16 protein-coding genes are annotated in these 20,078 nt (G+C 69.7%); 8 read left to right on the top strand and 8 right to left on the bottom strand.

What is annotated here, in order from left to right; translation table 11 throughout:
* Window positions 1-39 precede the first annotated feature (39 nt).
* Window positions 40-1,932: a methanol/ethanol family PQQ-dependent dehydrogenase gene (locus tag METY_RS09930; protein ID WP_103121230.1), complete on the bottom strand. Its 1,893-nt coding sequence runs from the start codon at window positions 1,930-1,932 to the stop codon at window positions 40-42.
* A 460-nt stretch (window positions 1,933-2,392) separates the two neighbouring features.
* Here METY_RS09930 and METY_RS09925 point away from each other — a divergent pair, with 460 nt between their 5' ends.
* From METY_RS09925 to METY_RS09900, 6 genes are all read left to right on the top strand, one after another.
* Window positions 2,393-2,902, top strand: a complete 510-nt coding sequence (locus METY_RS09925) for a hypothetical protein (RefSeq protein ID WP_244593589.1) — start codon at window positions 2,393-2,395, stop codon at window positions 2,900-2,902.
* Entirely contained in the window at window positions 2,899-4,434 is a 1,536-nt protein-coding gene (locus METY_RS09920) for an ATP-binding protein (RefSeq protein ID WP_103121229.1), read from the top strand. Before METY_RS09925 ends, METY_RS09920 begins: the two co-directional genes overlap by 4 nt.
* Complete coding sequence (locus tag METY_RS09915) at window positions 4,343-4,981, top strand: response regulator transcription factor (RefSeq protein WP_103121228.1); 639 nt, start codon at window positions 4,343-4,345, stop codon at window positions 4,979-4,981. The genes METY_RS09920 and METY_RS09915 overlap by 92 nt, the downstream gene beginning before the upstream one ends.
* Window positions 4,982-5,049: 68 nt before the next feature.
* Window positions 5,050-5,658, top strand: a complete 609-nt coding sequence (locus tag METY_RS09910) for a sulfite oxidase-like oxidoreductase (protein WP_103121227.1) — start codon at window positions 5,050-5,052, stop codon at window positions 5,656-5,658.
* A complete protein-coding gene (locus METY_RS09905) occupies window positions 5,655-6,404 on the top strand; it encodes an FAD-binding oxidoreductase (RefSeq protein ID WP_103121226.1) in 750 nt (249 codons plus the stop codon). The genes METY_RS09910 and METY_RS09905 overlap by 4 nt, the downstream gene beginning before the upstream one ends.
* Window positions 6,405-6,643: 239 nt before the next feature.
* On the top strand, window positions 6,644-9,187 hold the full coding sequence (locus METY_RS09900; protein ID WP_255400862.1) for an HWE histidine kinase domain-containing protein: 2,544 nt from the start codon (window positions 6,644-6,646) through the stop codon (window positions 9,185-9,187).
* On the opposite strand, the gene METY_RS09895 is transcribed toward METY_RS09900, so the two are convergent.
* Window positions 9,145-9,690, bottom strand: a complete 546-nt coding sequence (locus tag METY_RS09895) for a response regulator transcription factor (protein WP_244593587.1) — start codon at window positions 9,688-9,690, stop codon at window positions 9,145-9,147. The two genes, METY_RS09900 and METY_RS09895, sit on opposite strands and share 43 nt — an antisense overlap.
* A gap of 343 nt (window positions 9,691-10,033) precedes the next feature.
* Window positions 10,034-10,888: an SDR family oxidoreductase gene (locus METY_RS09890; protein ID WP_103121223.1), complete on the bottom strand. Its 855-nt coding sequence runs from the start codon at window positions 10,886-10,888 to the stop codon at window positions 10,034-10,036.
* A gap of 87 nt (window positions 10,889-10,975) precedes the next feature.
* Here METY_RS09890 and METY_RS09885 point away from each other — a divergent pair, with 87 nt between their 5' ends.
* Window positions 10,976-11,434 carry a winged helix-turn-helix transcriptional regulator gene (locus METY_RS09885; RefSeq protein ID WP_200819646.1) on the top strand — a complete coding sequence of 153 codons (459 nt, stop codon included), beginning with the start codon at window positions 10,976-10,978 and terminating at the stop codon, window positions 11,432-11,434.
* On the opposite strand, the gene betA is transcribed toward METY_RS09885, so the two are convergent.
* The 5 genes from betA to METY_RS09860 form a co-directional block, all read right to left on the bottom strand.
* Window positions 11,380-13,080, bottom strand: coding sequence for a choline dehydrogenase (betA, locus tag METY_RS09880; protein WP_103121346.1), 1,701 nt, complete (start codon window positions 13,078-13,080; stop codon window positions 11,380-11,382). The genes METY_RS09885 and betA overlap by 55 nt on opposite strands.
* A 206-nt stretch (window positions 13,081-13,286) precedes the next feature.
* The gene (betB, locus tag METY_RS09875) at window positions 13,287-14,795 is read right to left on the bottom strand and encodes a betaine-aldehyde dehydrogenase (RefSeq protein WP_103121222.1); all 1,509 of its coding nucleotides are present in this window, start codon (window positions 14,793-14,795) and stop codon (window positions 13,287-13,289) included.
* Entirely contained in the window at window positions 14,792-16,021 is a 1,230-nt protein-coding gene (gene choV, locus METY_RS09870) for a choline ABC transporter ATP-binding protein (RefSeq protein ID WP_200819645.1), read from the bottom strand. The genes betB and choV overlap by 4 nt, the downstream gene beginning before the upstream one ends.
* Window positions 16,018-16,875, bottom strand: a complete 858-nt coding sequence (gene choW / locus METY_RS09865) for a choline ABC transporter permease subunit (RefSeq protein ID WP_103121221.1) — start codon at window positions 16,873-16,875, stop codon at window positions 16,018-16,020. The genes choV and choW overlap by 4 nt, the downstream gene beginning before the upstream one ends.
* A gap of 109 nt (window positions 16,876-16,984) precedes the next feature.
* On the bottom strand, window positions 16,985-17,932 hold the full coding sequence (locus METY_RS09860) for a choline ABC transporter substrate-binding protein (protein WP_103121220.1): 948 nt from the start codon (window positions 17,930-17,932) through the stop codon (window positions 16,985-16,987).
* Window positions 17,933-18,181: 249 nt separating this feature from the next.
* Between METY_RS09860 and betI the strand changes: the two genes are divergently transcribed.
* Window positions 18,182-20,071: a transcriptional regulator BetI gene (gene betI / locus METY_RS09855; RefSeq protein WP_244593586.1), complete on the top strand. Its 1,890-nt coding sequence runs from the start codon at window positions 18,182-18,184 to the stop codon at window positions 20,069-20,071.
* Window positions 20,072-20,078 lie beyond the last annotated feature (7 nt).

The following is a 20,078-nucleotide window of genomic DNA, read 5'->3' as shown; positions in this document are numbered from 1 at the left end:
CCCGCCGGCGGAGCCTTCTGTCGTTCAGGCGAGGGCGGATCAGCCGCCCTTGCCGACCCACTCGCCGACGTTGACGTCGTCGTAGGGGTTCTTGCCGTTGAGCGAGAAGACCTGCACGCCGCCGCCCATCTGGGTGTACTTCTGCAGGTTCTTGAACGCGCCCACCGCGCCGAGACCGGCCGTCGGATCGGTCAGGTCGAACACCAGGCCGACGCCCGCCCAGCCGCCGACGCCGTAGTAGATGGCGACGTACTGGGTGCCGTCATGCGTGTAGGTCATCGGGTGACCGATCACGCCGGAAGGCAGGCGGTACTTCCAGAGCAGGTCGCCGGTCTTCGAGTTGCGCGCCTTGATGAAGCCGTCGAGCGTTCCGTAGAACACCAGGTCGCCGGCGGTCGCGAGCGTGCCGCCCCACACCGCGAAGCGCTCCATCTTCTCCCAGGCGTACTTGCCGGAGATGGCGTTGTACGCCTTGATCTGGCCGAGACCTTCGAAGCCCTGACGATCGCCCTTCGGGCCGGGGTACATCCACAGGGTCGCGCCGACGAAGAACTGACCGGCGCGGTACGGGAGCATGAAGGGCTCCCAGTCCATGCAGATGTGGTTGATGCCCATGAAGAACAGCTGCTTCTCGGGATCGTACGAGTCGTGGCCCTGGTTGTGGTAACCCATGGCCGACGGGCAGATCTCGGTCGCCTTGTGGTCCATCCGGGTCGCGAACTCGGGATCGCGGACCGGGATGCCGGTCTTCAGATCGACCTGCTTCACCCAGTTGACCGTGTCGTCGAGCTTGTCGGCCGAGATGAGCGTGCCGTCTTCGCGGTCGAGCGTGTAGACGATGCCGTTGCGGTCCGGATGGGTCAGCAGCTTGCGCAGCTTGCCCTGCTTGTCCTTCTGCTCCGACAGCATCATCACGTTGACGCCGGCGTAGTCCCACTCGTCGTGCGGCGTCTTCTGGTAGCCGAACTTGGCCTCGCCGGTGTCGATGTCACGACCCCAGATGGTCATCGTCCACTTGTTGTCGCCCGGACGCATGGTCTCGTTCCACGGCGCCGGGTTGCCCGAGCCGTAGTAGAACAGGTTGGTGTCCGGGTCGAAGGCGTACCAGCCCCAGTTGGTGCCGCCGCCGATCTTCCAGGCGTCGCCTTCCCAGGTCTTGTTCGTGCCGAGGCCGAACTGGCCGTAGTGCGGGTTCTTGCTGTTGAAGTCCTTGGCGAGCTTGATGTCCTCGTCCGGACCGGTGGCGTAGGCGCGCCACTTCTGGGCGCCGGTCTTCACGTCGTAGGCGGTGACGTAGCCGCGCACGCCAAGTTCGGCGCCCGAGGAGCCGACCAGAACGACGTCCTTCACCACGTAAGGCGCGATCGTGAGCGTGGAGCCGACCTTGATGTCGGAGTTCTCCATCTTCCAGACCTCGGCGCCCGTCTCGGCGTTCAGCGCCACGATGTGGCCGTCGAGCTGGGTCTTGAGGATCAGCGCGTCGCCGTTCCCGGTGCCCGGCCAATAGGCGAGGCCGCGGTTCACGACGTCGCAACAGGCCACCGCGCGGGCCGTCGGGGCCTGCTTGGGCTTGTGCTGCCAGTCGATCTTGCCCGGCTCGTTGAGGTCGAGCGCGAAGGTGGTGTTCGGGAACGGCGTGTGCACGAACATCTTGTCGCCGATGACGAGCGGCGTGCCCTCATGGCCGTGCAGCACGCCGGTGGAGAACGCCCACGCCGGCTTCAGCTGCTTGACGTTCTCGGTCGTGATCTGCTTGGCGGGTGAATAGTTCTGCGCGCTGTAGTTCTTGCCCGTCATGGGCCAGTTCGCATCGCTCTTCGACAGCTCGACGAGCTTGTCGTTGGCGAACGCAGGAAGCGTCGTCGCAGCCAGTCCGACCGCGGCGGTCGCCGCGAGCGTGAACGCCGACACGGACGTTCGAAGGTTGATCATGTGAAACCCCTTGCGTTTCCCGTTCTGAGGTGCGGGCCGCCCTGAGCCGGACGTCTCCGCGGCGCGCTGCGACGCGCATAAGGCCGACAATCCCTGAGGTTCGCCGCCTTTTACTTGGCGCCTGGAGCGCTTCTTGCGTTCTGCAGCGGCGCAACTCTTTCCGAAGACGCGACGACTGTCTTTGGCGAATATGGAAAAATCGGACGGGAAGTTTTCCCTGTGCGCCTACCGAGCGACGGCAAGCCTCGCGCCGCCTTGGGAAAGCCTTCAAAACTGAAGGAACCTCAGTTCTCTAAGGGAAGTGAGGCATTCCGCGTGGTGCGACGACCGCGCGGCTTTCGTCGGGGTGGCGACGCTGCTAACCGTGCATTAGACCAACGTTTAGCCGCATTTTCGAGGCGAAACGGCAGTAAAAACAAGCATGTCTCAATATTCACTTATTAAGAGAATAGCTGTCGTCGTGTCGATCGGTGCGATCATCTGTCTCACCGGCTGCGACGAGCCCGCCACGGAGGCGCCCCCGCGCGACGTGGTCGCGGCGCTGACGCGCGAGCAGCCGCTGCATGAGCGGCGCTGGATCGAAGTGAGGGACAAGGTGTCGTTGGCGCGCTGGCTCGCGAGCCGGGAGGCCAGGCGCGACGTGGCGCCCGACGCGCCGGAGGTCGCCGTCATCGGCGGGCTGATCGCGGAGGCTGACCACCGCTTCACCGAGGCCCCGCGGATGATCGCGAACCGGGCGGTGCAGGTGCAGGAGATGCTGGGCGAGCGCGGAGTCGCGATCTCGCCGCGCGCCGTGATCGAGGACATGGTGGCGGTGGCGGAGGGCGCGGAGCAGGAGCGCGCCGGCTTCGGAGAAACTTGCCAGCACTACGTCACCTCCCGTCTTGGCGGCGCAAGCCGGGAGCAGGCGGTGGCGGCGCTTCGCCGTCAGCCGCTGCCGACGGCCCGGGAGGGCGACGGCGCCCCGTGAGCGAACAGACCGTCCGTTTCGCCCGCCTCGCCGCCTTCGCGCGCCCGGCGCCGGCCGCGCGCTCGCTCCGCCTCCGGATCCTCGGCGTCGTCGCGGCGATCGACGTCGCCTGCTGCCTCGCCGCCGGCGTCGTCACCGTCATCAACGCGCGCGAGGCGACGCGAGTCGAGATCGCAGCCTCGCTCGAGATCGCCGAGCCCTTCGTGCGGGAGACGCTGATCCGCCTGCAGCGCGATCTCGGCCGGCTGCGTTCGATCGCGGACGTGCAGGTCGCCCTCCCCGGCGTCCGGCACGTGCGCATCGTGGTCTATGACGAGGCCGGCCGCGAGGTGGCGACCCGTCCGGCCCAAAGCGCGCACGGCGAGGGCGATGAGCCGCCGGCGTGGTTCGCGGCGCTGATCGCCCCGCCGCCGGAGCGGCGCGTCGTGCCCGTGCTCATCGACGGCGAGCGCGAGGGCGAGGTCGTCATCCACGGCGAGGCGGCGGACGAGATCGCCGAGGTCTGGGAGGACCTGCTGTCGCTCGCCGCGCTGTTCGTCACGCTCAACGCGCTCGGCCTCGCGGTGTTCGCCGCAGCCCTCGCCCGCGTGCTCGCGCCGCTCGGCGCGCTGGCGCAGGGACTGTCGGATCTCGAGCGGCGCAGGCTCGACCGTCCGCTGCCGACGCCGGCGAGCCGCGAGCTCGCGGCGTTGACCGACCGCTTCAACCGGCTGGCCGAGGCGTTGGGCTCCGAGCGCGCCACCAACGCGCGGCTGTCCTGGCGCATGATCACCCTGCAGGACGACGAGCGCCGGCGGATCGCCAAGGAGCTGCACGACGAGCTCGGCCCCTGCCTGTTCGGCCTGCGCGCCAACCTCGATTCGCTCGAGCGCGCGGTCGCGCCGGGGGTGGCGGCCGGCGCCCTCGGCCCGGAGGCGGGCGAGCGAATCGCAACCGTTATCGAGCTGTCGGAGCGGCTCTCGAGCGCGAACGTGCGGCTGCTGCGCAGCCTGCGCCCGATCGCCCTCGGTGAGGCTCCGCTGGCCGACGTCGTCGGCGGGCTGATCGCCGATTTCGAGCGGCTGCATCCCGATCGCGCCTTCGCCCTCGACGCCGAGGGGCTGAAGGCCGGCTACGGCGAGGTGGTGGACCTCACGGTCTATCGCTGCGTCCAGGAGGGCGTGACCAACGCCCTGCGCCACGCCGCCTGCTCGCGCGTCGACGTGCGGCTGAGCGAGGAACCGGACGCCCGGGGCGAGCCCGCGGTGCTGATCTCGGTCCGCGACGACGGCGCCGGCGTCGCGGACGGCGCGCGCGAAGGCTTCGGTCTCGTCGGTCTGGGCGAGCGCGTCCAGGCGCTCGGCGGACGCTTCCGCCTGCACTCCCGGCCCGGGGGCGCGACGCTCGAGGTCGCGCTGCCGCTCGTTCCCGTCGCCTCCCCCGCCCGCAAGGATGCCCGTCATGAGTTCCGCCCTTGTCATCGACGATCATCCGATCGTGCTGGAGGGCTGCCGGCGCGTGCTGCTCGACGCGGGGTTCGGCGAGGTGCTTGAAGCCGGAACCGCGCTCGCGGGCTTCCAGCTCTACCGCCGCGCCAAACCCGAACTCATCATCGTCGACCTCGCCATCCGGGGGGCGGGTCTCGCGGGCCTTTCGCTGATCAAGCGCCTCAGGGTCCACGACGACCACACGCCAATCCTCGTGTTCTCCATGCATGGCGACCCGGTGATCGCCAGCCGGGCGCTCAAGGCCGGCGCGACGGGCTTCCTCGCCAAGGACACCGGGCCTCGGACCTTCCTCGAGGCGATCGAGAAGGTGCGGCGCGGCCAGCCCTACATCGCCCACGACATGGCGGTGCAGGTCGCGCTGCTCGGATCGCGGGCGCGGGCGGAGCGTAGCGATCTCACGGCGCGTGAGCTGCAGACTCTGGCGCTGCTCGGCGAGGGCAAGTCCTACGCCCAGATCGCGGACGCGCTCGGCGTCAGCTACAAGACCGTCGCCAACACCTGCTCCAGCCTGAAGGAGAAGCTTAAGGTCACCACCCTGCAGGACCTCGTCCGCAAGGCGGTGCTGAGCGGAGCCGGGTTCGAGGCGCGCTGACGCCTCGCGTCTTGCGCGGCGCAGGGAGCGCGGACCAGAATGAGGCCGGAACAGCGGGAGCGGACCTCATGGCGACGCGCGGCTTCACGGGGCGGAGAACGCCGGACGATCACGCGGCGCGCACCCCTCCGGGGCAGGCGCTGACCACGGACTTTCCCGTGCTGTCGGCAGGTCCGACGCCGAAGATCGCGCTGGCGGATTGGTCGTTCACGCTGAAGGTCGGTCCGCGGCCGGTCGCCAAGTGGAGCTGGGAGGAGTTCTCCGCGCTGCCCCGGACGTCCTACGTTCGCGACATCCACTGCGTCACCACCTGGTCGAAGCTCGACACCGCCTGGGAAGGCGTGCTGATCGACGACGTCCTTGCGGCCGTCGGTCTCGCGCCGCCGACCGGCTTCACTTTGGCCCACGGGTTCGACGGCTACACCACCAACGTGCCGACCGCGGATCTTGTCGGCGGCAAGGCGATGATCGCGACGGCCTACGACGGCGCGCCGCTCACGCCCGACCACGGCGGCCCGGCGCGGTTGCTGGTGCCACACCTCTACTTCTGGAAGTCGGCCAAGTGGGTGAGCGGGCTCCAGTTCACCGAGCGCGACGAGGCCGGCTTCTGGGAGCTTCGCGGCTACCACATGTACGGCGACCCGTGGCGCGAGCAGCGCTACGACGACGACGCGTGAGCCTCGCAGACGCGCCTCGGATCTCCGGCTGGCGCTCGGCGACGATCGTCGAGGCCGCGCCGCTGACGCCCCGGGTGAAACGCGTCGTGCTGGGCCTGGACCCGCCGCTGCGGTTCCGCGCCGGCCAGCACGTCGATCTGCGCCTGACCGCGCCCGACGGCTACCAGGCCCGGCGCAGCTATTCGATCGCCTCCGGGCCGGAGACGCCGGATCGGCTGGAGCTCGCGATCGAGAAGCTCGACGACGGCGAGGTCTCTCCCTTTTTCCACGAGGTGGCGGAGGTCGGCGACGCGATCGATCTGCGCGGGCCGATCGGCGGCCATTTCGTCTGGTCGGTCGAGGACGGTGGACCGCTGCTGCTGATCGGCGCGGGCTCCGGCGTCGCGCCGCTGATGTCCATGGTCCGCCATCGCGCCGCGCGCGGCGATCGGACGCCGGCGGCGCTGTTGCTCGGCGCCCGCACAGCGGCCGAGGCGCCCTACCGCGAGGAGCTCCTGGCGCTGGCTGCGGCCGATCCCTCGCTTGGGATCCTTTTCCTTCTGTCGCGTGAGTCCGCTCATGGACCGTTTGATCGCGCCGGGCGGGTGGACGCCGCATCCGTCCGGGCGGCGACTGCGGGATGGCCCGGGCCCGCGCGGCATGTGTTCGTCTGCGGCTCGAACGCGTTCGTGAACGCGGCCGCCGAGGCGGCGCTCTCGGGAGGCGCGCCGCCGGGCTCCGTGCGAACGGAGCGATACGGCGGATGATCTCTGTGGTTGCAGATTACCGCGGGACCTGAAAGAAATCGCGACGGGGCAGGGAAAAGCAGTTCCGAACGGTCAATGTCATTTGACATAGGGTGTCGCCGCCCACGGTGGCAGATTGCCGTCCTAACATGGGCGGCGACCTTTGAACGTTCGCGCATCCGCCGCATCCCGCAATCAGAAGGCGCCTTTAGCGCCCGGAAAGAGCATCGCGTGGCCCTTTTGCTCCGCAGGCGGCGACCCTGAACGCCGTCGACCCCAGTGCCGTCGATCTCTCGACCTGCGCACGCGAGCCGATCCACATCCCGGGATCGATCCAGCCGCATGGGATTTTGATCGCCTGCGCGCTGCCCGCGTGGATCGTCAGCCATGTCTCGGCCAACGCGCCGGCCGCGCTCGGGCTGAACGGGATCGAGGAGCTTATCGGCCAGCCTTTGGCCGCCGTGCTCCCCGCGCAGTTGATCCATGACGCCCGCAACGCGCTTCAGGTCGCGATGATCTCCGGCACGCCGGAGCGGCTGCCGGCGCGCGAGACCGACCTCGCGGCGCTCGGTCGCTGCGACGTGGCCGTCCACGCGCAAGACAATCTCGCCTTCATCGAGCTCACCTCGAGCGACATTGCGGACACCGGCCTCGTCGACCCGAGCACGCTCGTGCGCGCCATGATCGGCAGCCTGAAGCGTTCGCCGAACATCCCGCGCTTCCTCGCGCTCGCCGCCCAGCAGGTGCGCAGCGTGACGGGCTACGATCGGGTGATGGTCTACAAATTCCTGGAGGACGGCTCCGGCGAGGTGGCGGCCGAGGCGTTGCGCGGCGATCTCTCGCCCTATCTCGGCTTGCGCTATCCCGAGTCCGACATCCCGGCCCAGGCGCGCGCGCTCTATAAGCGGCAGTTTCTGCGGCTCATTCCCGACATTGACTATGTCCCGAGCCCGCTCGTGCCGGCGCTGCGGGCGGATGGCAGTCCCGTCGATCTCGGCCTCGCCACGTTGCGCAGCGTCTCGCCGCTCCACATCGAGTACCTGCGCAACATGGGCACGCTCGGCACCCTGACGGTGTCGATCATGCGGGGGACCGAGCTCTGGGGGCTGATCGCATGCCACCACGACGCGCCGCGGCGGCTGAGCGGATCGGTCTGCGCGGCGATCGAGCTGTTCGGCCAGGTGCTGTCGATCCAGCTCGAGGCCCGCGAGCAGGAGGAGACTCTCCGCTACACGGCCCGCTCGCGCGAGCTGCTCGACACGCTTCTCGCGACCATGGCGCCGGAAGACACGATCTTCGACAATCTGGCGAAGTTCAGCGACCAGCTGCGCGCCATGATCCCCTGCGACGGCCTTGCGGTGTGGTCCGACGGCAAGCTCCAGACGGTCGGCGACGTGCCGCCGGAGGAGGGCCTCGTCGAGATCATCCGCTTCCTTGCCGCCCGCGGGGACGGATCGGCCTTCGTGACCGACCATCTGGCCAGCTCTCTGCCGAACGCCCACAAGCACGCCGAAGCGGTCGCCGGCGTGCTGGCGATTCCGTTCTCCCGGCTTCCGGCCGATTTCGTCCTGCTGTTCCGCCGCGAACTGGTGCGCACCTTGACCTGGGGCGGAAATCCCAACAAGCCGGCCGAGCCCAACGCCGCCGGAGGGCGCATCAGCCCGCGGAAGAGCTTCGAGGCCTGGAGCGAACTGGTGCGCGGCCGATCCGCCCCGTGGCTGGAGGGCGAAAGGCAGATTGCGGACGCCCTCCGGATCTCGCTGCTGGAGGTGATCCTGCGGCGCGCCGACATGATCCACCGCGAGCGGGTTGCGGCGCAGGAGAAGCAGGCAATACTGATTGCAGAGCTGAACCACCGCGTGAAGAACATCCTGGCGGTGATCAGCTCGCTCGTGCGCCAGAGCCGGTCGAGCGCGACGTCAGTCGAGAGCTTCACCCTCGACATCGAACGACGCGTGCGCGCGCTCAGCTTCGCGCACGATCAGCTCATCCAGTCCGGATGGCGCTCCGCGCCGCTCCGGCAACTGCTCGAGGCCGAGGCCCTCGCCTGGACCTCCAACGTGCGCGAGCGGGTGATCTTGAGCGGCCCCGAGGTCAAGCTCGACGCGCGCGCGTACCAGGCGCTCGCGCTTGTGGTGCACGAACTGATGACCAACGCCGCCAAGTACGGCGCCCTGAGCGTTCCGGCGGGTCGCATCGCCATCGCGTGGTCCATGCTTCCCTCCGGCGCGCTCGAGCTGAGCTGGGCGGAGCGGAACGGGCCGAGGGTCGAAAAGCCCACGCGCCGCGGCTTCGGCTCCACGGTGATCGAGCAGACGATCCCCTTCGAGCTGAAGGGCGAAGCGCATCTGGCGCTCAACGCGGAAGGTCTGCGGGCCACCTTCCGGCTGCCGCCGGGCCATGCGACCGAGATCGCCTGGCGCGAGGAGGCGGCGCCGCTGCCGCGCGTCGTGGCGAACCTGCGCGGCAAGCGGCTCCTGCTGGTCGAGGACAGCATGATGATCGCGCTCGACGCGCAGACCACGCTGGAGGGCGCGGGCGCGACGGTGGAGGTCGCCGCGAGCGTGCTCGACGCGCGGCGCTCGCTTTCGCTGATGGCCTTCGACGCGGCGATACTCGACGTGAACCTGTTCGGGGAGACCAGCTTCGAGCTGGCCGATCACCTCAAGCAGCTCGGCATGCCGTTCATCTTCGCCACCGGCTACGGCGAAGGCGTCTTTATTCCTGACCGGTTCGCTGACGTCGCGATCATCCCGAAGCCCTATGAGGAGCGGTCGCTCCGCGAGACGCTTCCCGTCGCCTGAGCCGCGCGCGGCGCGAGGCGGAAGCCGACGCCGCGGACGGTCTCAATGGTGACGTCGGCGCCGAGCAACTCGAGCTTGCGGCGGGCGTAGCCGACATAGACGTCCACCGAGTTCGGCGTCATGCGCGCCGGCGCTCCCCAGGCTTTGCGCAGCACGTCCTCGCGGGCGACCGACGCGCCCGCCGACCGGGCCAGCAGGACGAGCAGGTCCGCCTCGCGCTTGGTGACGCTCCGGCTTCGGCCGTCCGCGCGCAGGAGGAGGGCGCCGACGTCGAGCCGCGCGACGTAGCCCGCGAGCAAAGGCATCGGGTCGCCGGCCGCACGGCGGCGGCGGAGCGCCGCCAGCTTGGCCGCGAACTCGCGCGGCGCGAACGGCGGCGCGAGGCAGTCGTCGGCTCCCGCCTCGTAACAGGCCAGCCGAGCCTCGAGATCGTCGGTCGCGGCGGCGACGATGACGTAGAGCTTGGGGTGCCGCGCCCGCAGCACCGCCACCTCATCGGCCACCGCGGGGTCCGCGGTCGCCGCGGCGATCAGCGCGACGTCGCGTCCGCCGGCGACGCTCGGCGCGCCCTCTTTCGGCGCGTCCGAGACAAACTCGAAGGTATAGCCTTCCGCCTCAGCCGCATCTGACAGCCTATGCGCAAGATCTTCTGATTTTTTTATTATGATAAGTTTCATCTGCCCGGAACATACTTGTCTCCGCGCACGATGCCTGTCCGCAACGTCGAGGTGAAGCGCTACCTATGCTGTAGCGCTCCGCCGCTGTGGCTTGTTGCATTGCGCGCGAGACGGGGGCAGATGATTGCGCCGGCGCCGAAATCACCAGGCGCCGCTCCGATTTTGGACCTCAGCCCTTCAGCGCCTGCGCGACGCTGTCCGCGAGCGGCGTCGACGGACGGCCGATCAGCCGGCGGAGATCGTCGCCATGGCCGTCGAGCGCGCCCTTCGCCGCGGCGGCGTCGCTGTCGGCCAGCAGCCGCGCGACCGGTTCAGGGAGGCCTGCCTGCAGCAGCGCCGCGGCGTAGTCCGCCTCGCTCAGGTCGCGGTAGGGGATCGTCCGTCCAGTCTGCCGGCTGAGTTCGGCCGCGAAGTCCGCCAGCGTCCAGTTCGGCGCCCCGGCGAGCTCCCAGACAACGCCGGCCTGGTCGTCCCGCGTCAGCACGGCGGCCGCGGCTTCCGCGTAGTCGGCGCGGGCGGCGCCGGCGATGCGGCCCTCGCCGGCGGCGCCGAAGACTGCGCCGTTCGCCAACGCCGCCGGGACGCTCGCGAGATAGTTCTCGGTGTACCAGCCGTTGCGGAGCAGGGCGTGGGGAAGGCCCGAGGCGCCGAGCGCCGCTTCGGTCTGGCGGTGCTCCTCGGCCAAGCCGAGCTCGGAGGCGGGCGCGCGCAAGACGCTGGTGTAGGCGACGAAGCCGACGCCGGCCGCGCGGGCGGCGTCGATCGCGGCCTGATGCTGGGCCACGCGCCGACCGATTTCGTTCGACGAGATCAGCAGCAGCTTTTCGACGCCTGCGAAGGCTGCGGCCAGGGTTTCGGGACGATCGTAGTCGGCCTCGCGCACGACGACGCCCCTGGCGGCGAGATCCGCGGCCTTGGCCGGCGTACGTACGGCGGCGACGATGCGGTCGGCGGAAACGGTCTTGGTCAGCGCCTCGATGACGAGGCGGCCGAGTTGGCCGGTAGCTCCGGTGATGGCGAACATGACGGGTCCTTTCGAGGTTTGCCGTTGCGTCCGCATTGCTACGCCAATAGCTTACTTTTCGTAAGTACGCACAGAAAGGTAAGCGTCATGGCGACCGATCCTCTGCTCACAGGCGCGCCGCTCGAGGAGCGCATGGCGCGCGGCGACGTGTTCTCCGTGCGCTGCCCGTCGCGCGAAATCATGCAGCACGTGACGAGCCGCTGGGGCGTGCTGGCGCTGGTGGCGCTCCGGTCCGGAACGCTGCGCTTCAGCGCGTTGCGCCGCCGGGTGAGCGGCGTCAGCGAGCGCATGCTCGCTCAGACGCTGAAAGCGCTGGAGGAGGACGGACTGGTGGAGCGCCGCGCCCTGCCGGTGGTGCCGCCGCACGTCGAGTACAGCCTGACCCCGCTTGGCCGCGGGGCCGCCGAGAAGGTCAACGCGCTCGCGGACTGGATCGAGAGCAACCTCTCGGAGATCCTCGCCCAGCGCGCGGCGGCTGATCCGGCGCGCCGTCAGGCGGCCCGCTGCGCCGGGCGCTTCACCGGCGCGTCGCCGGCGACGAAGTAGGGCGCGTCGCTACGGGCGAGCGGCGCCCGGCCGCGAATCCGGTCGGCGATCTTCTCCGCCATCATGATCGTGGTGGCGTTGAGATTGCCGGTGATGATCAGCGGCATGATCGAGGCGTCGACCACGCGCAGGCCCTCGAACCCGTGCACGCGGCCCTGGCCGTCCACCACCGCCGTCTCGTCCTCGCCCATCTTGCAGGAGCACGAGGGGTGGTAGGCGGTCTCCGCGTGCTGCCGGATGAAGGCGTCAAGGTCGGCGTCGGTCTGGCGCGCCTCGCCCGGGCTGATCTCGCGGCCGCGGTAAGGGTCGAGCGCCGGCTGGCGCATGATCTCGCGCGTCAGGCGGATGCCGTCGCGGAACTCGCGCCAGTCCTGGTCGTGGCTCATGTAGTTGAACAGGATCGACGGGTGCGCGCGCGGGTCCATGGAGGTCAGCGCGATCCGGCCGCGGCTGGGCGAGCGCATGGAGCCCACATGAGCCTGGAAGCCGTGGCCCTCGAAGGCGTTGGTGCCGTTGTACGAGATCGCGACCGGCAGGAAGTGGAACTGGATGTTCGGCCAGGCGAACTCCGAGCTGGAGCGGATGAAGCCGCCGGCCTCGAACTGGTTGGAGGCGCCAAGTCCTTTGCCGGCGAAAAGCCACTCGGCGCCGATCTTCGGCTGGTTCCACCACTTCAGCGCCGGCGCCAGCGACACCGGCTTCAAGCACTCGTACTGCAGGTACATCTCGAGGTGGTCCTGCAGGTTGCGGCCGACGCCCGGCAGGTCCTGCACGAGGGGCGCGCCGACCTCGCGCAGCAGGGCGGCGGGGCCGACGCCGGAGCGCTGGAGGATCTGGGGCGAGGCGATCGCGCCCGCCGAGAGCAGCACTTCGCGCCGGGCGTGGGCGACGGTCGCCTCGTCGCTCGCGCCGATGAGATAGGACACGCCGACGGCGCGGCGGCCCGAAAACAGGATCCGGTCGGTGGTGGCGTGGGTGACGATCGTGAGGTTCGGCCGGCCCTTGGCCTGGTCGAGATAGCCGCGCGCGGTGGAGGAGCGACGGCCTCTCGGGGTCACCGTCCGATCCATCGGGCCGAAGCCCTCCTGCTGGTAGCCGTTGAGGTCGTCGGTGCGGGGATAGCCCGCCTGCACGCCGGCCGCGACCATCGCCTCGAACAGTGGGTTGACCCCCGGCTTCGAGGTCGTCACCGACACCGGGCCGTCGCCGCCATGATAGGCGTTCGGCCCGACGTCGCGGGTCTCGGACTTGCGGAAATAGGGCAGGCAGTCGGCGTAGGTCCAATCGCCCAGACCCGGCGCCTGCGCCCAGCCGTCGAAGTCCATGGCGTTGCCGCGGATGTAGCACATGCCGTTGATCAGCGAGGATCCGCCCAGCCCTTTGCCGCGGCCGCACTCCATGCGCCGGCCGTTCATGTGCGGCTCGGGATCGGTCAGGTAGGCCCAGTTGTAGCGCCGGCCCTGCAGCGGGAAGGCGAGCGCCGCCGGCATCTGGGTGCGGAAGTCGAGCCGGTAGTCCGGCCCGCCGGCCTCGAGCAGCAGCACGGTGACGTCCGGGTCCTCGGTCAGGCGCGTCGCCAGCACGTTGCCTGCGGAGCCGGCGCCGATGACGATGTAGTCGAATTCCTGGGCCTTGCCTTGGGCCATGATCATTGGTCCCGTGATCTCCCGCGCCGCAACTCCCCTCAACCCGGCCCTTTGGGCCGACCTCCCCGCACCGGGGAGAGTGGAGAACGACGCCGTCTCGTTCCGTGTCCGAACCGTCCACGACGACTGTGAGCGTCACCTTTGCCCGGCGGGCAGAGGTCGTAGGCGATAGCCCTCCGGGTGAGGGGGAGCCTCGTGTCCGAACCTCAAAACACCGCGGCGAAGTCTCCGAGCTCGACCTGGACCGACTTGCACTGCGTGTAGCGCTCCAGCGTCTCGACGCCGTTCTCGCGCCCGACGCCGGATTGCTTGTAGCCGCCGACGGGCATCTCGGCCGGCGACTCGCCCCAGGTGTTGATCCAGCAGATGCCGGCCTCGAGCCGGTGGATGACGCGGTGCGCGCGCGCGAGGTCGCGGGTGACGACGCCGGCCGCGAGGCCGTAGGCTGTGGCGTTGGCGCGGGCGACGGCCTCGTCCTCGGCGTCGTAGGCGAGCAGGCTCATCACCGGCCCGAAGATCTCGTCGCGCACGATGTCCATCTCATCCGTGCAGTCGGCGAAGATCGTGGGCTCCACATAGGCGCCGCGCGCGAGCGCGCCGCCGGGCGTCCCGCCGCCGGTCAGCAGCCGCGCGCCGGCGGCCTTGCCGCGCGCGATGTAGCCCAGAACCTTGTCGCGATGCGCGAAGCTGACGAGCGGCCCGAAGTTGGTGGCGCGGTCGAGCGGGTCGCCCAGGCGGATGCGCTTCGCCCGTTCGACCACCTTCGCCTCGAACGCCGCCATGAGCGGCCTCGCCACGAAGACGCGGGTGCCGTTGGTGCAGACCTGGCCGGTGGAGAAGAAGTTCGCGGCCGTCGCGATGTCGGCGGCGCGGTCGAGGTCGGCGTCGTCGAGCACGATGAGCGGCGACTTGCCGCCGAGCTCCATGGTGACGTCCTTGAGCGTCGAGGCGGAGGCCGAGGCCATCACCTTCTTGCCTGTGGCCGTGCCGCCGGTGAACGACACCTTGGCGATCCCCGGATGCTCCGTGAGCGCCGCGCCGACGCCGGCGCCCGCGCCGTTCAGCACGTTGAAGCAGCCTGCGGGAAGCCCCGCCTCCGCGTAGATCTCGGCCAGCTTCAGCGCGGTGAGAGGCGTCACCTCGCTTGGCTTGAAGATCATGGCGTTTCCGGCGGCGAGCGCCGGCGCCGATTTCCAGAGCGCGATCTGGATCGGGTAGTTCCACGCCCCGATGCCGGCGACGACGCCGAGCGGCTCCCGGCGCGTGTAGACGAAGGAGGTCTCGCGCAGGGGGATCTGCCGGCCTTCGAGCGCCGGCGCGAGGCCGGCGTAGTACTCGAGCACGTCCGCGCCGGTGACCACGTCGACGGCGAGCGTCTCCGCCAGCGGCTTGCCGGTGTCGAGCGTCTCGATCTCGGCCAGCTCGTCGTTGCGATCCCGGAGCAGCGCCACGGCGCGGCGCAGCACGCGCGAGCGCTCCATCGCGGTCATCGCGGCCCAGACCTTCTGGCCGGCGGCCGCCGCGTTCACGGTGCGGTCGACGTCCGCGGCGGAGGCCTGCTGCACCTGCGCCAGCACCTCGCCCGTCGCGGGGTTCACCGTCTCGAAGGACTCGCCGCCGACGGCGTCCACGTAGGCACCGCCGATGTGCGGCCGTTGAAGGCCGAAACGCGGAGAGGCGGCGGCGGGAGACGGAATGCGCGCGGCGGCGGTCATCGCAGCAGGCCCTTGTAGATGTCCTCGTGATCGCAGAGCCCGGCGAGGCGGCCGAGCTGGTCGACGAGCGCGATCGGGTAGTTCGACTGTCGGCGCACGTCGATCGCGGCCTTGAGCGGCAGCTCGGCGGGCGCCACGACGATGTCGCCCTGCCGGGTGACGGCGCCCGAGACGTCGACCGCTCCGATCGTCCGGACCTGGCCATTGATCATCAGCGTCAGCGGCTTGCCCTCGCTGCAGAGCGTCAGCGCGACCGCTCCGCCGTCGCCGTCCAACAGCACGGCGCCGGCGGCGCGGGTGAGGTCGGCGGTCGGCCTCATCACGGCGTCGACGGACAGCACCTCCAGCGGGTTCATGCGCTTCACGAACTCGGCGACGTAGGCGTCCGCGGGGCGCAGCATGATGTCGGCCGGCGCGCCGAACTGCACGACGCGGCCGCCCTCCATGATGGCGATGCGGTTGCCGATCTTCAGCGCCTCGGACAGGTCGTGGCTCACGAAAATGATGGTCTTGTGCAGCTTCTCCTGCAGCGCGAGCAGGTCGTCCTGCAGCTTGTCGCGGATCAGCGGGTCGAGCGCAGAGAACGGCTCGTCCATCAGCAGGATGTCGGCGTCGGTGGCGAAAGCGCGGGCGAGGCCCACGCGCTGCTGCATGCCGCCGGAGAGCTCCTGCACCTGCTTGTCGGCCCAGTTCGAGAGGCCGACCATCTCGAGCTTCTCGTCGACGATGGCGCGCCGCTCCGCCGCGCCCATGCCGCGGATCTCGAGGCCGAAGCCGACGTTGTCGCGCACGCTGCGCCAGGGCAGGAGGCCGAACTGCTGGAACACCATGGAGACGGTCTTGAGGCGGATGTCGCGCAGGGTCTTGGGCCCACAGGTCGCGACGTCCACCAGCGCGCCCTCGTGGCGCACCATCACCTCACCGCGCGCGGTCTTGTTAAGCCCGTTCACGGCGCGCAGCACGGTCGACTTGCCAGAGCCGGAGAGGCCCATCAGCACGCAAATCTCGCCCTTGCGGATGTCGAGGTTGACCCCGTAGGCGCCGAGGATCGCGCCGGTCTTGTCGCGGATCTCGTCGCGGTTCGCGCCCTCGTCGGCGAGGGCGAGCGCCTCCTTCGTCCGGCCGAAAATGATCGCGAGGTCGCGCAGTTCGACGGCGTTGTCGGCGCGGCTCGGCGTCGCCGCGGGAGCGGCGGCGGCGACGCCCGGTTCGGCGGGGATGGTCATGCCGACCTCCTCTTGGCGCGGCGCTCGGGCCGCTTGCACACGCGGTCGAGGATGATCGCGAGGATGACGATGGCGATGCCGGCCTCGAAGCCCATGGAGATGTTGACGGAGTTCAGCGCCCGAACGACCGGTTTGCCGAGGCCGTCCGCGCCGACGAGGGCGGCGATCACCACCATCGACAGGCTGAGCATGATGCACTGGGTGACGCCGGCGAGGATCGTCGGCATGGCGTGCGGCAACTCCACCTTGAACAGCAGCTGCCGCTTGGTCGCGCCATAGGCGAGCGCCGCCTCCCGCAGCGCCTCCGGCACGGTCGAGACGCCGAGCTGCGTCAGGCGGATCGGCGCGGGCAGCGCGAAGATCACCGTCGAGATCACGCCCGGCACCGTGCCGAGGCCGAACAGCACGAGGGTCGGGATCAGGTACACGAAGGTCGGGATCGTCTGCATCAGGTCGAGCACGGGCCGGATCGCCTGGTAGAGCCAAGGCCGATGCGCGGCGGCGATGCCGACGGGGACGCCGATCACGATGCAGGTCGCCGTCGCCCAGATCACCAGGGAGAGCGTCTGCATCGTCGCCTCCCAGTAGCCGAGGTTGATCACCAGCAGCAGCGACAGGACGATGAAGACGACGAGGCCGATCGAACGGTGAAGCGCATAGGCCCCTATCGCGAAAGCCGCGACAAGGATCAGCGCGGGAATCCACAGCAGGAGGTCGGTGAGGCCGTCGACGAGCGCCGAGAGCGCGATCGCGATGAAGTCGAAAAACGCCTGGCCGTGGTCGGTCAGCCATTCGATCGCCGTCGCGAGCACAGGTCCAAGCGGGATCTTGTGCGTGGTCAGCCAGTCGGTCATGCGCAGTCCTCTGCTCGAGGCGAAGCGATGTCTGCGGCGGAGAGACCCCAGCGCGCCGCGGCGGCTCGGGGCGGCGGGCGGCGATCAAGCGCGCCGCCCGGTCAAAGGATCAGTTCAGTCCGAGGCTCTTCCGCACCGCCGGCAGGCCGGGCTGGCCATCGATGGTGGTCACGCCGTCGAGCCATCCCTTCCAGGCCTCGGGCTCGGCCTTCAGCCAGCTCTCGGCGGCCTTGCCGCCGTCCATGCCGTCGAACAGGATCGCGCCCATGACCTTGTTCTCGGTGTCGAGTGTGAAGGTCAGCTTGTTGAAGAAGGTCCCGAGGTTGGGGCACTCGCCGGCGTAGCCCGCGCGCAGGTTGGTGTAGATCTCTGCGCCGCCCAGGTTCGGGCCGAACACGTCGTCGCCGCCCTCGAGATACTTGATCGAATACTTCGTGTTCATGGGATGCGGCTCCCAGCCGAGGAAGACGATCGCCTCCTTGCGCCGCTGGGCGCGGTCGACCTGCGCCAGCATGCCCTGTTCGCTCGACTCGACCAGATCGAAGCCCTTGAGGCCGAACTTACCGTCCTTGATCATGCCGAGGATCAGCCGGTTGCCGTCGTTGCCCGGCTCGATGCCGTAGATCTTGTCGTGCAGCTCGTCCTTGAACTTCTCGATGTCGGCGAAGGTCTTGAGGCCCTTGTCGTAGAGATAGGTCGGCACCGCCAACGTGTACTTCGCGCCGGTCAGGTTCGGCCCAATCACGTCGATCTGCTTGGCCTCCACGTAGGGTTTGCGGTCTGCCTCCATCGTCGGCATCCAGTTGCCAAGGAAAACGTCGATGTCCTTGGACTTCAGCGAGGCGTAGGTCACCGGCACGGACAGCACCTGGGTCTTGGTCTGGTAGCCGAGACCTTCGAGAATACGTGACGCGATGGCGGTGGTGGAGGTGATGTCGGTCCAACCGACGTCGGCGAACCGGACAGTCTTGCAGGCGGCCGGCTCGGCCGCCAGGGCGGGTGCCCCGCCGAGGAGTCCGGCTGCGCAGATCGCGGACAGAAGCATGCGGAGACGCATCACGGAGACCCTCCAAGGTGAACGGGGCTTCAACTGGCGTGACTAAATCGTTAGAACGCATTGAATGATCGTTCAATAGCAAAAAATGAGCTGTTGCGGCGCAAAATCAGCCATATTATTGATTTATGGTGCGTCATTCTGTTCAAAAATTGTGCTGTGCAGCGTAGCGCGGGCGCGACGGCATGGAAAGCGAAGCCGTTTGCCAGAACGCTGTTGAACAGATGTTCAACGGCGTCGTATGCTTTGGACATGGCCCCACCGCAGTCCGCCGCCGTGCCGTCCGAGCCCATGCGCAGCTTCGAAGCGGAGCGCCGGCGGCATTTGATCGAAGCGACGATCGAAACCGTGTCCGACGTCGGCTTCAAGGCGGCGTCGCTCGGCGAGATCGCGCGCCGCGCCGGCGTCAGCCAAGGACTGTTCGCGCATTATTTCGGCGACAAGGACGGGCTGCTGGAGGCGACGCTGCGGTTCATGGCGGCGAGGCTCGCACGGGCGACGGCCGCGCGGCTGCGCGCGGCGCGCACGCCGCTGGAGCGGGTGCTTGCGGTCCCGGAGTCGGCGCTTGCGCCAGAGGAGTTCGATCCGCGCACCAGCGCCGTCTGGCTGGCGTTCTGGGGCCAGATCATGCACTCCGAGCCCTACCGCCGGGTGCAGTCGATCTACCAGCAGCGCATGCGGGCGAACCTGCGCTACGGGCTGCGGCCCCTGGTGGATCCCGCGCGGCTCGAAATCTCCGTCTCCTTCATCGCCGCGACGATCGACGGCCTCTGGCTGCAGTCGCACTCGACCGGAGTCGTCAGGTCCGATGGGTCCGAGGCCCGATCGATCGTGCGGGAGCTCGTCACCCTTCTGATCGCGCGGGAAGGCGCGTCGAGCCCGGCCTCGGTCCCCGCGCAAGCCGCGGCGCCCTCCACGCCGGCCCGCTCGTGGAGGTCGTCGGACGCGGGCGGAAGCCTCGCCTGGCGGACCGCGACGCGCGGGGAGCGGGGCGAGGTGCTGCGGCGCGTGGCGTTGCGCTTGCGTGACGAACGCAAAGCGATCGCCCGGCTGGAGGCGCGCGACACCGGTCGCCCGGTGGCCGACGTCGAGGCGCACGACCTGCCGCGAGTGATCCGCGCCTTCGAGCGCGCCGCCGAGCAAGCCGCGGCGCCGGCGGCCGACCACGTCGATTTCGGCGGCGGCCGGAGCGGCTGGGCGGACCGCTGCCCGCCGGCCTCCATCCTGGCCCCGGCCCATTGGAGCGCGCCGCTGCTGCTTGCGAGCCGTGGCGTCGGGCCGGCGCTGGCCGAAGGCGCGACGGCGGTCGCGTGCTCCGCGGCGCGGAAGACCCGAGCCCTGTCCCGCCTCGCGGCGATCGCGCGCGAGGCGGGCGCGCCCGAGGGCGCGTTCGAAGTGCTGGGCGGCGACGACGCCGACCGGGCGGCGCGGGCCGCCGGCGGCCCCTCTGTGGGCTGGGCGGACGCGCCGCGGAAATCTGCGGTGCTGGTGACCGATGACGCCGATGTCGCGCGCGCGGCTTTCGAGATCGCGCGCGGCGCGCGGCGGTTCGCTCGCGCGCGCGCGCTGAGTGAGACGATCGTCTTCGTCGCCGAGGCCGCGCGTCAAACGCTCGTCGAGCGGCTTCGCGCGGAAATGGCCGCGCTTGCGATGGGCGATCCGATGGATCCGGCGGTCGAGGTCGGCCCCATGGCCTCGCGCGATCAGCTCGAGCGCGCGCTCGCGCTGATCGAAGCGGCGCGGCGCGACGGCGCGCGGGTGAAGCTCGGCGGTCGCGCGGAGGATCCGGGCGCCCGGAGCCGTGCTGCCTTCCTCAAGCCGACGCTGCTCGACGACGGCCATGAAGACATGGCCATCGCGCGCGCCCCCGTGTTCGCGCCGATCGTTCTCACATGCGGCGTGGCGACCAACGCCGACGCCGCGGCGCGGCTTAGAGCGCTGGGGCCGGGGTTGTCGCTCGGGGTCTACGTGGGGGACGTGGCCAGGGCGCGCCGGCTGGCGCGCGACGCGGAGGCGGCGGTCTGCCGGATCAACGATTGGGGGCGCGGCTTCGCCGCGGCCGAGGAGGACTGGCTGGACCCGGGGGCCAGCGTCTACGGGCGGGTGCGCCGGACGCTCGCCTGCGACGCCGATGCAGGCTGACGCTCCG

The organism is Methylopila sp. Yamaguchi (genome assembly GCF_002897035.1).
In the GTDB taxonomy this organism is placed as follows: Bacteria; Pseudomonadota; Alphaproteobacteria; order Rhizobiales; family Methylopilaceae; genus Methylopila.
Note: the sequence above shows the minus strand (reverse complement) of the source record. Positions and strands in the feature narration are given on the sequence as shown.